This is a genomic window from Streptomyces sp. NBC_01723, assembly GCF_036246005.1.
GTDB lineage: Bacteria > Actinomycetota > Actinomycetes > Streptomycetales > Streptomycetaceae > Streptomyces.
Window position 1 is genome coordinate 5195498 of the sequence record NZ_CP109171.1, and the last position, 12866, is coordinate 5208363.

Genomic DNA, 12866 nt, shown 5'->3' on the forward strand with positions numbered 1-12866 from the left:
GTCCCGGTGAGTGCTGCCGGGCGTCGGGGTCGGTCACGGCGGTGGCGCCGCTTCCGGGCCGCCTCGCGGCGGGCGGCCCCTGCGCGGCAGCGGCCCCGCGTCGCCGGGCAGCCGGCCGGCCTCGGCCAGTGCCCTGCGGAGCAGGAACTCGATCTGGGCGTTGGCCGAGCGCAGGTCCTCGCCCGCCCAGCGGGCCAGCGCCTCGTACACCTGGGGGTCCAGCCGCAGCAGTACCTGCTTGCGCTGCTGCGGCCGGCGCTTCGGGGCGGGGCCCCCGGACGGGGGGCCCTCGGGCGGCGAGCCCTCGGACGGGGGCGTCACTGGTAGAGCGTCCCCGTGTTCAGGACCGGCTGGGCGGCGCGGTCCCCGCAGAGCACGACCATCAGGTTGGACACCATGGCTGCCTTCCGCTCGTCGTCCAGTTCCACGATGTCCTGCTCGCTGATCCGGGCGAGCGCGGCCTCGACCATGCCGACGGCGCCGTCCACGATCTGCCGCCGCGCCGCGACCACCGCGCCGGCCTGCTGCCGCTGGAGCATCGCCGAGGCGATCTCCGGCGCGTACGCGAGGTGCGTGAAGCGGGACTCGATGATCTGCACGCCGGCCGCCTCCACGCGCGCGTGCAGCTCGACGGCGAGCTTCTCGGTGATCTCCTCCGCGTTGCCGCGCAGCGAGAGGCCGTCCTCATCGTGGGCGTCGTACGGGTACTCGATGGCGATGTGCCGTACGGCCGCCTCGGTCTGGGTGGAGACGAACTCGATGTAGTCGTCCACCTCGAAGGTGGCCTGCGCGGTGTCCTCCACCCGCCACACCACGACCGCGGCCAGCTCGATCGGGTTGCCGTAGGCGTCGTTGACCTTCAGCACGGCCGTCTCGTGGTTGCGCACCCGGGTCGAGATCTTGGTGCGCGAGGTGAACGGGTTCACCCAGCGCAGACCGTCCTGCCGGATCGTCCCCCGGTACCGGCCGAAGAGCTGCACCACGCGGGCCTCGCCCGGCGCGACCATGTTCAGCCCGCACATCGCGAGGAAGGCCGCCAGGGCGATCACGATGCCCCCGATGATGAGGGCGGCCTTCCCGCCGGTGGCGTCGACCGCCGTGGCGGAGGCGATCAGGCCGGCGCCGACGAGCAGCCCGACCAGCCCCAGCAGCAGCGCGAAGCCGCCGCCGATGCTGTGTGCCTGGGTCTCCCGTACACGGGGTGCCGGCATCTCGGGCACATCCGCGGTGACCTGCGGGGCATCGTGCGTGGACATGGGTGGTCCCCCTATCTCTGAGCTAACTAAGTGATATCACTTTACCTGAAAGCGGCAACCTTGAACCCCCTTCGTACGTCGGTTCCTAGGGAACGGGTGCTGATTCTCACGTCCGTACAAGGCCGGATCAGTAGCCGTTTGTCATATCTCCCGGTGTTAGCTTTCTGAGCTGACCTGAGCGACGAACCTGTGTGACGCGTGAGCGAGACGTGCACACGGATGACCGAAGCGGAGCGGATCGGACCCATGGGACGAGCGGAAGAGAGAAAAGCGCGACAGCGCGGTGGCCGCCGCGCGGCGCCCAAAAGCCGCCGTTCGTCGGGCGCGGGCGGGAAGAGCGGTATACGCCGCCTGTTCACCTGGAAGAAGATCGTCGGCACGTTCTTCGGCCTCTGCCTACTCGGCATGGGCGCCTTCATCGTGCTGTACATGGTGATCGACATCCCCGAGGGCAATCCCGAGGCCGATCTCCAGAGCAACGTCTACAAGTACAGCGACGGCAGCGTCATGGCCCGAACGGGCGAGCGCAACCGCGAGATCGTGGACCTGGCCAAGGTGCCCAAGGACGTCCAGCGCAGCTTCGTCGCCGCCGAGAACAAGACCTTCTACAAGGACGCGGGCGTCGACCTCAAGGGGACCACGCGCGGCGTGCTCAACACGCTCTCCGGCAAGGGCGCGCAGGGCGGCTCGACGATCACCCAGCAGTACGTCAAGAACTACTACCTGTCCCAGGAGCAGACCGTCTCCCGCAAGCTCAAGGAGCTGGTCATCTCCCTGAAGCTGGACCGGGAGAAGTCCAAGGACTACATCCTCGCCGGCTACATGAACACCAGCTACTACGGCCGCGGCGCCTACGGAATCCAGGCCGCCGCCCAGGCGTACTACCGCGTCGACGCCGAGGACCTGACGGTCGAACAGGGCGCGTACCTCTCCGCGCTGCTCCAGGCCCCGAACCAGTACGACTGGGCGATCGCCAGCGAGACCGGCAAGAAGCTGGCCCAGGACCGCTGGAACTACGTGCTGGACAACATGGTCGAGCAGAAGTGGCTGGGCGCGAGCGAGCGCCAGGGCATGAAGTTCCCGGTGCCCAAGGAGCCCAAGGCCGCCGCCGGCATGGAGGGCCAGACCGGCTATCTGGTGGACGCGGCCAACCACACGCTCAAGAAGCAGCTCGTCGCCCAGGGCGCCGCCGAGGACATGGAGCAGGCCAAGGCCCTGGTGGACCTCGGCGGTTACACGGTCACCCTCAACATCGACAAGAAGAAGCAGGCCGCGCTGGAGAAGTCGGTCAAGGCCAAGCTCACCAGCAAGCTCGACCCGAAGAAGCGCGACGTCGACGCCGACGTCCAGGCCGGCGCCGCGTCCGTCGACCCGAAGACGGGCGGGGTCCTGGCGATGTACGGCGGCGTGGACTACGTGAAGCACTACACGAACAACGCCACCCGCGACGACTACCAGCCCGCCTCCACCTTCAAGCCGGTGATCCTCGCCGCCGCCGTCGACCAGGGCGCCGAGACCCAGGACGGCGTGCCGATCACCGCCAACACCCTGTACGACGGCACGAGCAAGCGCCCCGTGATGGACGGCGACCAGAAGGTCGGCTTCGCGCCCCCCAACGAGGACGACGTCGACTACGGCGACATCGACGTCCAGGAGGCGATGAACAAGTCCGTCAACTCCGTCTTCGCCCAGATGGGCATCGACGTGGGCATGACGGAGGTCATGAAGGTCGCGGGCGAACTCGGCATGGACACCGAGGGCGAGCAGGCCGTGCCCGCCCAGACCCTGGGCAGTATGGGGGCGAGCCCCCTGGAGATGGCCGGCGTCTACGCCACTCTCGACAACCACGGCAAGAAGGTCACCCCGCAGATCGTCAAGTCGGTCGAGCACAAGGACCGCACCATCGACATACCCGAGGCCATCGGCGAGCAGATCATCAGCGAGCAGGCCGCCGACACGGTGACCTCCGTGCTCACCGGCGTGGTCGACGACGGCACGGCCAGGACGTCCGTACGGGAGAACCCGCTGCGCGACGGCCAGCAGGTGGCCGGCAAGACCGGTACGTCCGACGACAACAAGTCGGCCTGGTTCACCGGCTTCACCCCCGACCTGGTCACCTCGGTCGGCCTCTTCGGCGAGGACGCCAAGAGCCACGCCCAGGTCCCGATGTACAAGGCCGGCGGCGTCGACTACCGCGTCAACGGCGGTGGCTTCCCCGCGGAGATCTGGGCGGCGTACACCTTCGGCGTCATGGACGAGGTCACCAAGTTCGACCTGGACACCAAGCAGGGCGCCGCGGTGAAGCCGAGCAGGTCGCCGTCGGGCAGCCAGTCGCCGAGCCAGTCGCCGACGCGGGAGGAGACACAGGAGGAGTCGCCCTCCCAGGAGCCGACGACCGAGGAGCCGCCGTCCGAGACGCCGACGACCGAGGAGCCCTCCCAGTCACCGTCGCAGTCGCCGTCGAACAGCCCGTCCACCGAACCGCCCACGGGCGGCGGCGGGACGACGGAGCCGGAGAACCCGCTCCTCCCCGACCGGGACCGGGAGTAGGAACCGGCGGCAGGTGCAAAGACACGCGAAGGGGCGCCCGGTGCTCACCGGGCGCCCCTTCGCGTACGTCTCAGCCCCGGTTCAGTTCGAACCAGACCACCTTGCCCGTGCTCAGCCGGGTCGCGCCCCAGCGCCGGGCCAGCCGGTTCACCAGGTACAGCCCGCGCCCGCCCTCGTCGGTGGCGCGCGCCTGCCGCAGCCGGGGCAGCTGGGGCACGTCGTCGCCGACCTCGCAGCGCAGCACGTCCGTGCGCAGCAGCCGCAGGGTGACCGGCCGGGAGGCGTACCGCACGGCGTTGGTCACCACCTCGCTGACGAGCAGCTCCACGGCGTCCGTGAGGTCCTCCATGCCCCAGCGGGCCAGTGCGCGCCGGGCCAGCCGACGGGCCCGGCCGGGCGCCGCGTCCTCCGGATCCAGGAACCAGTACGCCACGTCGCTGGGCGCGATGCCGTCGAACCGGGCGGCGAGCAGCGCGATGTCGTCGTCCCGGTCGCCGGGGCCCAGCATGTCGAGGACCTCGTCGCACAGGGCTTCCAGGGGCGGCGGATGGTCCGGGCCGGTGAGCTGGGCGGTCGCCGCGAGGCGCTCCCGCAGCTGCTCTATGCCCGTCCACACGTCCCGCAGCCGGGACTCGACCAGCCCGTCCGTGTACAGGAGCAGGGTCGCGCCGGCGGGGGCGTCCAGCTCCACGGCCTCGAAGTCCACGCCGCCCACGCCGATCGGGGCGCCCGCCGGCACCCGCAGCACCTCGGCGTGGCCGCCCAGGTGCAGCAGCACGGGCGGCGGATGGCCGGCGTTGGCGACGGTGATGCGGTGCGACACCGGGTCGTACACCGCGTAGAGGCAGGTCGCCATGCGGTCGGTGCCCAGGCGCTGGGCCTGCTCGTCGAGGTGGTGCAGCACCTCCTGCGGGGGCAGGTCGAGCCCGGCCAGGGTCTGCGCCGTGGTCCGCAGCTGGCCCATGATGGCCGCCGACGTCATGGAGTGGCCCATCACGTCCCCGACGACCAGCGCGACCCGGCTGCCGGGCAGCGGGATGGCGTCGTACCAGTCGCCGCCGACCCGCGCGGTCTCGGCGGCCGGGAGGTAACGGGAGGCCAGCCGTACGCCGGTGCAGCGCGGCAGGTTCTCCGGGAGCATCGTGCGCTGCAACTCGTCGGCGATGTACGCCTCACGCCCGTACAGCACCGCCTTGTCGATGCCGAGGGCGCTGTGCGTGGCGAGCTGCGCGGCGACCAGCAGGTCGTCGGCCTCGAAGGCGACGCGCTCCGGGCCGCGCAGGAACAGGGCGGCGCCGATCACCCGGCGCCGGCCGCGCAGCGGCGCGAGGATCGCCCGGCGGCCGTCGGGCACGGCGAACTCGCGCCCGTCGCCGAGCAGTTCCGGCAGCGCGGCGCGGGCGGCCGGGGTGTCCGTGAAGACCGGGCGGACCCCGCGCAGCACCTCGGCGAGCGCGCTGCCCGGCCGCACCTCGCACAGCTCTGAGCCGACCGCCTCCAGCTCGGAGGGTTCCGGCTGGGCGGCCGGGACGAAGCCGCCCTCGGTGTCCCGCTCGGCCGGTATCCGGTCGGTGCGCCGCAGCCGCAGCACCAGCGGGCCGGTGGGGCGCTCGTCGCCGACCGGCAGCGGCTCGCGCAGGTAGACGAGGATCGCGTCGGCGAACGTCGGCACGGTGGCCCGGCACAGGCCCATCACGATCTCGTCCAGGTCCATGCCCCGGGCGATCCGCCGGGTCGCGGCTCCCACGAACCGCAGCCGGTCCCCGTCCCGCCGCATCGGCGTGGGCTGCCCGGGCGCGGTGGGCTGCCCGGTCCGCCGCTCCGGCTCCGGCGCGGCCCGGCGGTCCGTACCGGGCGGCGCCGCGGGCGTGGACGGCATGCCGCCCGGCTGCACCGGGACGCCCTCGGCCGCGGGCCGCGGGCGGTGCGTGTCGGGCTCGGCGGCCTGCTCGGCGCCCGGCTGGGCGTGCTCGTAGGCGCCGGGGGAGTCGGTGCCCGCGGTGGGCGGCGTCTCTCCCGCGCGTCCCTGTGCCGGTAACCCGGACCCGGAGGCGCGCGGCTCCACGGGGGTACGCATGAGCGCCCCGCGGGGATCCGTGGGGTCGGCGCCCGTCATCGGGCGGTCGAAGGAGGTCGGGTGCTCCGTCACGCGTGTCGAATCCATCCGTCCGGGACTGCGCGCGGCGCGTGCAGTTCGTCCCGCAGAAAACCCGATACCCGGAATACGTGCCCGAGGAACGGGGTTCCCGCGTGGTCAGAGGCTGTTGCTGTGTCACCGGCGGGCCGTCGGCGGCCCGTCTCCGTGTTGCCCTCGTACCCCTCGCTCACGTCCTGCCGCCCCTCGGTGACGATCGGTCAAGCACAGCGCACGCTCCGCCGGTTGCCGTTGCCGCGCTCCCTTGCGGAGGACGATCCTACGTTTCTTGCCCGGGGGCACTTCAAGGGTCTCATGAGGACACGTGCGCGGGCGTGCGATCCCAGTCCCCCGGCAGCGACGGTACCGCCCACGCCGGATCGGGGCGCCAGTCCTCCCATCCGTCGGCGAACGGCGAGCCCCACGCGCGGATCTCCGCGACCGCTGCCCGGCCCGCCGCCCGCACCCGCTCGGCCTGCCCGGCGTCCATCAGCCGGTCCCGCAGGGCCTGCGCGAACTCGTCCTCGTCCCGCCAGTACCAGGTGCGGTCCGGGTGGACGGAGATGTCCAGGAAGTGGTCCTCGGAGTCGACACCGCCCTCCCAACGGGTCAGCGGTTCCTCCAGGTTCACGTACCAGTTCTTGAACCGCCAGCCCGGATCCCAGAACAGCCACACCGACCAGGGCTCGCCGGGCCGCGCCAGCTTCAGCACGCCGGTGCCGAACCACCGGTCGCGCTGCACGGTGCGCGGCTTGGTGTAGCGCGAGGCCAGCGGCTCCAGGTGCACGGGCGTACCGTCGGCGAGCACCGGCTTCACGCACTCGGTGCCGGGCGCCAGCCACACCGCGAGCAGGTCGGCGTCGTCCCGTACGACGGTGACGGGGCGAGCGATGTGGAAGCGCGGGCCGCCGTTCTCCCGGTACCGCCACAGGATGTGACTCCCGGGCTCCCGGAACTCCGGGGCCGCCGCACCGCCCGCCTCCGTGGCCTCGCTCACCGCTTCACCGTCTGCCATGCACAGATATTAGGTGCCGTGGCCATCCGGCACGCCGGAGATCGAGAGAGCGTCCGCGTGCACGACGGCGGCCGGGCCACGGACGGGTCGTCACGGCGGCGGGGTCACGGACGGGTCATCCGCAGCACGTCCAGTGCCTCGTCCAGCTGCTCGCCGGTGAGGTCGCCGCGCTCGACGTACCCGCCCTCCAGGACGACCTGACGGATCGTCTTCCGCTCGGCCAGCGCCTTCTTCGCGACCTTCGCCGCCTCCTCGTACCCGATGTACTTGTTGAGCGGCGTGACCACGGAGGGCGAGGACTCGGCGTACTCGCGCGCCCGGTCCCGGTGGGCGGTGACGCCGTCCACGGTCCGGTCGGCGAGCAGCCGCGAGACGTTGGCGAGCAGCCGCACCGACTCCAGTACGTTCTTGGCGATGACCGGCAGCATGACGTTCAGCTCGAAGTTGCCGGCCGCGCCCGCCGCCGCGACGGTCGCGTCGTTGCCGGTGACCTGGGCGGCGACCATGAGGACGGCCTCGGGGATCACCGGGTTGACCTTGCCGGGCATGATGGACGAGCCGGGCTGGAGGTCGGGCAGCGAGATCTCCGCCAGCCCCGTCCGCGGGCCGGACGCCATCCACCGCAGGTCGTTCGCGATCTTCGTCAGCCCGACGCCGATGGTCCGCAGCTGTCCGCTCGTCTCGACGATGCCGTCCCGGGCGCCCTGCGCCTCGAAGTGGTCGCGCGCCTCCGTCAGCGGCAGCCCGGTCGCGCGGGCCACCTCCTCGATGACGGCGGCGGAGAAGCCGGGCGGCGTGTTGATGCCGGTGCCGACGGCGGTGCCGCCCAGCGGCAGCTCGGCGAGGCGGGGGAGCGAGGCGTTGAGCCGCTCGACGCCGTACCGCACCTGCGCCGCGTACCCGCCGAACTCCTGGCCCAGGGTGACCGGCGTCGCGTCCATGAGGTGCGTACGCCCGGACTTCACCACGTCGGCGAATTCCTCCGCCTTGCGCTCCAGGGCGTCCGCGAGGTGGTCGAGGGCCGGGATCAGGTCGCGGGTGACGGCGGCGGTGGCGGCGATGTGGATCGAGGACGGGAAGACGTCGTTGGACGACTGGGAGGCGTTGACGTGGTCGTTGGGGTGCACGTCGCGGCCGAGGCGCTCGGTGGCCAGGGTGGCGAGGACCTCGTTGGTGTTCATGTTGGACGAGGTGCCGGACCCCGTCTGGAACACGTCGACCGGGAAGTGCTCGTCCCACCTGCCCTCGGCGACCTCGCCGGCCGCCTCCTGGATCGCGACGGCGACGTCCTCGTCCAGGACCCCGAGTTCGGCGTTGACCTTCGCCGCCGCGCCCTTGATCCGGGCCAGCGCCTCGATGTGGGCGCGCTCGATCCGCTGACCGGAGACCGGGAAGTTCTCGACGGCACGCTGCGTCTGCGCCCGCCACTTGGCGTCCGCGGGGACGCGGACCTCGCCCATGGAGTCGTGCTCGATGCGGTAGTCGCTCATACCGGGTACAGCGTGCGGGGCGGTGCGGATGTTCCGGCACCGCCCCCGTTCGTGATCGCCTAGGCGAGGCCGGGGCCCCGCACCGGAATGCTCGTGAACGTCGGCGCGGGCGCCGGGTCCTGGAAGAAGTCGTTGCCCTTGTCGTCCACCACGACGAACGCCGGGAAGTCCTCCACCTCGATCTTCCAGACCGCCTCCATGCCGAGCTCCTCGTACTCGACGACCTCGACCTTCTTGATGCAGTCCTGGGCGAGCCGCGCGGCCGGCCCGCCGATGGAGCCGAGGTAGAAGCCGCCGTGCGCGTCGCACGCGTCGGTGACCTGCTTGCTCCGGTTGCCCTTGGCCAGCATCACCTTGGAGCCGCCCGCCGCCTGGAACTGCTCGACGTAGGAGTCCATCCGCCCGGCGGTGGTCGGACCGAAGGATCCGGAGGCGTAGCCCTCGGGGGTCTTCGCCGGACCCGCGTAGTACACCGGGTGGTCCTTCAGGTACTGCGGCATCTCCTCGCCCGCGTCCAGCCGCTCCTTGATCTTGGCGTGCGCGATGTCGCGGGCCACGACCAGGGGACCGGTCAGGGAGAGCCGGGTCTTGACCGGGTGCCTGGTCAGCTCGGCGAGGATGTCGTCCATGGGCTGGTTGAGGTCGATCTTGACCACGTCGCCGGCCTCGTCGAGGTGCTCGTCCGTCGTCTCCGGCAGGAACCGCGCCGGGTCGGTCTCCAGCTGCTCCAGGAAGACACCCTCGGCGGTGATCTTCGCGACCGCCTGCCGGTCCGCCGAGCACGACACGGCGATGGCGACCGGGCAGGACGCCCCGTGCCGCGGCAGCCGCACCACGCGCACGTCGTGGCAGAAGTACTTGCCGCCGAACTGGGCGCCGATGCCGATCTTCTGCGTCAGCTCGAAGACCTTCTCCTCCAGGTCCTTGTCCCGGAAGCCGTGCCCGAGCGCCGAACCCTCGGCGGGGATCTCGTCCAGGTAGTGCGCGGAGGCGTACTTCGCGGTCTTCAGCGCGTACTCGGCCGACGTGCCGCCGACGACGATCGCCAGGTGGTACGGCGGGCAGGCGGCCGTACCGAGCGAGCGGATCTTCTCCTCCAGGAACTTCATCATGGAGGACTCGTTGAGGACGGCCTTCGTCTCCTGGTAGAGGAACGACTTGTTGGCCGAGCCGCCGCCCTTCGCCATGAACAGGAACTTGTAGGCGCCGCCGTCGGTCGCGTACAGCTCGATCTGGGCGGGGAGGTTGGAGCCGGTGTTCTTCTCCTCCCACATGGTGAGCGGAGCCATCTGCGAGTAGCGCAGGTTCAGGTTCTTGTAGGCGTCGTAGATGCCGCGGCTCAGGGCCGCCTCGTCGCCGCCCTCGGTGAGCACGTTCTGGCCGCGCTTGCCCATGACGATGGCCGTGCCGGTGTCCTGGCACATGGGCAGCACGCCCGCCGCCGCGATGTTCGCGTTCTTCAGGAGGTCCAGCGCGACGAACTTGTCGTTGCCCGACGCCTCGGGGTCGTCGACGATGCGGCGCAGCTGCGCGAGGTGGGCGGGGCGCAGGTAGTGCTGGATGTCGTGGATGGCCTCCTCGGCCAGCTTGCGCAGCGCCTCCGGCTCCACCTTGAGGAAGGTCCGCCCGTCGGCCTCGACGGTGGACACGCCCTCGGCGGTCACCAGCCGGTACGGAGTGGTGTCCTCGCCCTGGGGGAGCAGGTCGGTGTACGCGAACTCAGGCATCTCGCCCATTCCTCACTAGACATCGCGCGCGGCTGGATTTCGGTGGATCTCTCAGCAACGACGGCTGGCCTCCATCGGCAGCGCCAACCAGCGTAGAACCTGCGCGCGGCGCCGGGCTTGTGAGGTAAGGCTCAGTAAGGTGCGACAAGGTTGTCCACAGGTCTGGTCGCGATCTATCGCGTTTGGGTACGCTGCTGCCGTGGACCTTCAGAAGCACGCCCAGCCCGCACCGCGCACCTCCGAGCTGCGCGCCTCGGACGCCGACCGCGACCGCGTCGCCGACATGCTCCGCGACGCCCTCGCGGAGGGACGGCTCACCGCCGACGAGCACGCCGAGCGGGTCGAGGGCGTGCTGGCCGCCAAGACCGTCGGCGAGCTGGACGTCTTCGTGCGCGACCTGCCCGCCGCGCACCACGGCGGGCCGTCCGCCGCTCCGGCCCCCAACCGGCCCACGGCCGGCGCCATCCCCCCGGACCCCGACGAGAACGTGGTGGCGGTGTTCAGCAGCGCCGTCCGCAAGGGCCGCTGGCGGGCGAGCCGCCGCATCCACGCGTACGCGGTCTTCGGCAGCGTCGAGATAGACCTGAGCGAGGCCGTCTTCGAGTACCAGCAGGTCGTGATCAAGGCCTTCTCCGTCTTCGGCAGCGTCGAGGTCCGCGTCCCGGAGAACGTGTCGCTGCGCGGCACCGGCGGTGGCGTGCTCGGCAATTTCGAGGTGCACACCCTCGACTCCGACGAGCCCGACGCCCCCGTCGTCTACGTGGACGGCTGGGCCGTGCTGGGCCATGTGGAGGCGCGTCCGAAGCGCGGCAAGGTGGTCGCGGACCTCCTGGACCGGGTGCACCGCCGCGTCGAGAAGGGTTTGCGCAAGCACCTCTAGCGCACCGTCCCCAGCCGTTGGGAACCCAGTGCATAGGCGCGCGCACAACGGGTAAGCCTTGACGCATCGTCTCTCGCTCGCGAAGCCGTCGTCAGGAGTAGACCGTGCTGCAACCGCCGCATTCGTCCCTGCAGGTAGCTGCCGTTCCGGCCCAGCGGGGGCCGGTGCGGGACAGGGACCAAGACGCTCCGTGGCACACCGAGGCGGTGTGCCGGCGCGACGAGGCCGGACTGTTCTTCGCCCCCTCCAAGGAACCGACCGCCGCCCGGCTCTCCCGCGAGGAGGCCGCCAAGCGCGTCTGCGCCCGCTGTCCGGTCATGGTCGAGTGCCGCGAGCACGCCCTCCTCCAGCCCGAGCCCTACGGCGTCTGGGGCGGCCTCACCGCCGCCGAACGCCGCGTGGTCCTGGCCCGGCGCCGCCGCCGCGAGGCCGAACTGAAGAAGACCCCACGCACGTCGGCGGCCCACATAGCCGCGGCGGGTTGATCACCGACGACGCGAGAAAAGGCACCCTCTCCGCACAGAGGGTGCCTTTTCTCACGCGCTGACGGCGCTTGTGCCGCCCCGCTCCGGGCATCGCCCTCAGGGGCGCGGGGAACTGCGCGACCAGCCACACCCCACCCGCACCCGCCGGCGGACGGGCACCCCCACCTCGGAAGGCGCCCCCTCGACCGACGGAGTCACTTCGCCCGGTCGAAATCCACCGCGCTGTACGCCCGCAGCTTGCTCAGCCGATGCTCGGAATCGATCCTCCGCACCGTCCCCGACTTGGACCGCATCACGATCGAGTCGGTCGTCGCCGTCTCCGACCGGTACCGCACCCCGCGCAGCAGCTCACCGTCGGTGATGCCGGTCGCGACGAAGAAGACGTTGTCCCCGGAGACCAGGTCGTCGGTGGTCAGGACGCGGTCCAGGTCGTGCCCGGCACTGATCGCGCGCTGCCGCTCCTCGTCGTCCTTCGGCCACAGCTTGCCCTGGATGGTGCCGCCCAGGCACTTCACCGCGCAGGCCGAGATGATGCCCTCGGGGGTGCCCCCGACACCGAGGAGCAGGTCGATGCCGGTGCCCTCGCGCAGCGCCAGGATGGAGCCGGCCACGTCGCCGTCGGAGATCAGCTTGATGCGGGCGCCGGTCTCCCGGACCGCCTTGATCAGGCCCTGGTGGCGAGGGCGGTCGAGGATGACGACGGTGACGTCCTCGGGGGTGCGCCGTTTGGCCTTGGCGATCCGGCGGATGTTCACGGACACCGGCGCGTTGATGTCGACGAAGTCGGCGGCCTCCGGGCCGGTGACCAGCTTGTCCATGTAGAAGACGGCGGACGGGTCGAACATGGAGCCGCGCTCGGCGGCGGCCAGCACCGCGATGGCGTTGGTCATGCCGTTGGCGGTCAGCGTGGTGCCGTCGATCGGGTCGACGGCGATGTCGACCTCCGCGCCGGTCCCGTCGCCGACCCGCTCCCCGTTGAAGAGCATCGGGGCCTCGTCCTTCTCGCCCTCACCGATGACGACGACGCCGTTCATCGAGACGGTGTGGACGAGGGTCCGCATGGCACGCACGGCGGCACCGTCGGCGCCGTTCTTGTCACCGCGCCCGACCCAGCGGCCGGCGGCCATCGCCGCGGCCTCGGTGACCCGCACCAGTTCCATGGCGAGGTTGCGGTCGGGGGCCTCTGAGGGGACGTCCAGCTCGGACGGCAGATGATGCTCGGTCATCGGAGCGCACCTTTCTGATACGACGACGGCCGGATGAGGGTATGGCCACGACTCTATCGTCAGTCCGACAAAATGAGCAGGGGACCCCACGTTTGAGCGGATC

At 71.2% G+C, this 12866-nt stretch carries 10 protein-coding genes; 3 read left to right on the forward strand and 7 right to left on the reverse strand.

What is annotated here, in order from left to right; genetic code table 11:
- Positions 1-33: 33 nt before the first annotated feature.
- Entirely contained in the window at positions 34-321 is a 288-nt protein-coding gene (locus OIE75_RS24250) for a hypothetical protein (RefSeq protein ID WP_307014909.1), read from the reverse strand.
- Positions 318-1256: an SPFH domain-containing protein gene (locus OIE75_RS24255; protein WP_307014911.1), complete on the reverse strand. Its 939-nt coding sequence runs from the start codon at positions 1254-1256 to the stop codon at positions 318-320. The genes OIE75_RS24250 and OIE75_RS24255 overlap by 4 nt, the downstream gene beginning before the upstream one ends.
- A 246-nt stretch (positions 1257-1502) precedes the next feature.
- Between OIE75_RS24255 and OIE75_RS24260 the strand changes: the two genes are divergently transcribed.
- Positions 1503-3806, forward strand: coding sequence for a transglycosylase domain-containing protein (locus tag OIE75_RS24260; RefSeq protein WP_329472121.1), 2304 nt, complete (start codon positions 1503-1505; stop codon positions 3804-3806).
- Positions 3807-3876: 70 nt separating this feature from the next.
- On the opposite strand, the gene OIE75_RS24265 is transcribed toward OIE75_RS24260, so the two are convergent.
- The 4 genes from OIE75_RS24265 to OIE75_RS24280 form a co-directional block, all read right to left on the reverse strand.
- A complete protein-coding gene (locus OIE75_RS24265; protein WP_307014914.1) occupies positions 3877-5970 on the reverse strand; it encodes a SpoIIE family protein phosphatase in 2094 nt (697 codons plus the stop codon).
- Between the two features lie 283 nt (positions 5971-6253).
- Complete coding sequence (fomD, locus tag OIE75_RS24270) at positions 6254-6955, reverse strand: cytidylyl-2-hydroxypropylphosphonate hydrolase (protein ID WP_122616016.1); 702 nt, start codon at positions 6953-6955, stop codon at positions 6254-6256.
- A gap of 104 nt (positions 6956-7059) precedes the next feature.
- Positions 7060-8445, reverse strand: a complete 1386-nt coding sequence (locus tag OIE75_RS24275; protein WP_329472123.1) for a class II fumarate hydratase — start codon at positions 8443-8445, stop codon at positions 7060-7062.
- Positions 8446-8504: 59 nt separating this feature from the next.
- The gene (locus OIE75_RS24280) at positions 8505-10172 is read right to left on the reverse strand and encodes a fumarate hydratase (protein WP_307014918.1); all 1668 of its coding nucleotides are present in this window, start codon (positions 10170-10172) and stop codon (positions 8505-8507) included.
- Positions 10173-10371: 199 nt separating this feature from the next.
- On the opposite strand from OIE75_RS24280, the gene OIE75_RS24285 reads away from it, so the two are divergent.
- Entirely contained in the window at positions 10372-11052 is a 681-nt protein-coding gene (locus tag OIE75_RS24285) for a DUF1707 SHOCT-like domain-containing protein (RefSeq protein ID WP_307014920.1), read from the forward strand.
- A gap of 104 nt (positions 11053-11156) precedes the next feature.
- Positions 11157-11537, forward strand: coding sequence for a WhiB family transcriptional regulator (locus tag OIE75_RS24290; protein WP_307014921.1), 381 nt, complete (start codon positions 11157-11159; stop codon positions 11535-11537).
- 194 nt (positions 11538-11731) lie between these two features.
- On the opposite strand, the gene glpX is transcribed toward OIE75_RS24290, so the two are convergent.
- Entirely contained in the window at positions 11732-12763 is a 1032-nt protein-coding gene (gene glpX, locus OIE75_RS24295; protein ID WP_161325871.1) for a class II fructose-bisphosphatase, read from the reverse strand.
- Between the last annotated feature and the right edge of the window lie 103 nt (positions 12764-12866).

What these genes read in the sequence shown, in the direction of transcription:
- OIE75_RS24255 (WP_307014911.1), bottom strand. Translation starts at nt 1,256, where the DNA reads ATGTCCACGCACGATGCCCCGCAGGTCACCGCGGATGTGCCCGAGATG.
- OIE75_RS24260 (WP_329472121.1), top strand. Translation starts at nt 1,503, where the DNA reads ATGGGACGAGCGGAAGAGAGAAAAGCGCGACAGCGCGGTGGCCGCCGC.
- OIE75_RS24265 (WP_307014914.1), bottom strand. Translation starts at nt 5,970, where the DNA reads ATGGATTCGACACGCGTGACGGAGCACCCGACCTCCTTCGACCGCCCG.
- fomD (WP_122616016.1), bottom strand. Translation starts at nt 6,955, where the DNA reads ATGGCAGACGGTGAAGCGGTGAGCGAGGCCACGGAGGCGGGCGGTGCG.
- OIE75_RS24275 (WP_329472123.1), bottom strand. Translation starts at nt 8,445, where the DNA reads ATGAGCGACTACCGCATCGAGCACGACTCCATGGGCGAGGTCCGCGTC.
- OIE75_RS24280 (WP_307014918.1), bottom strand. Translation starts at nt 10,172, where the DNA reads ATGCCTGAGTTCGCGTACACCGACCTGCTCCCCCAGGGCGAGGACACC.
- glpX (WP_161325871.1), bottom strand. Translation starts at nt 12,763, where the DNA reads ATGACCGAGCATCATCTGCCGTCCGAGCTGGACGTCCCCTCAGAGGCC.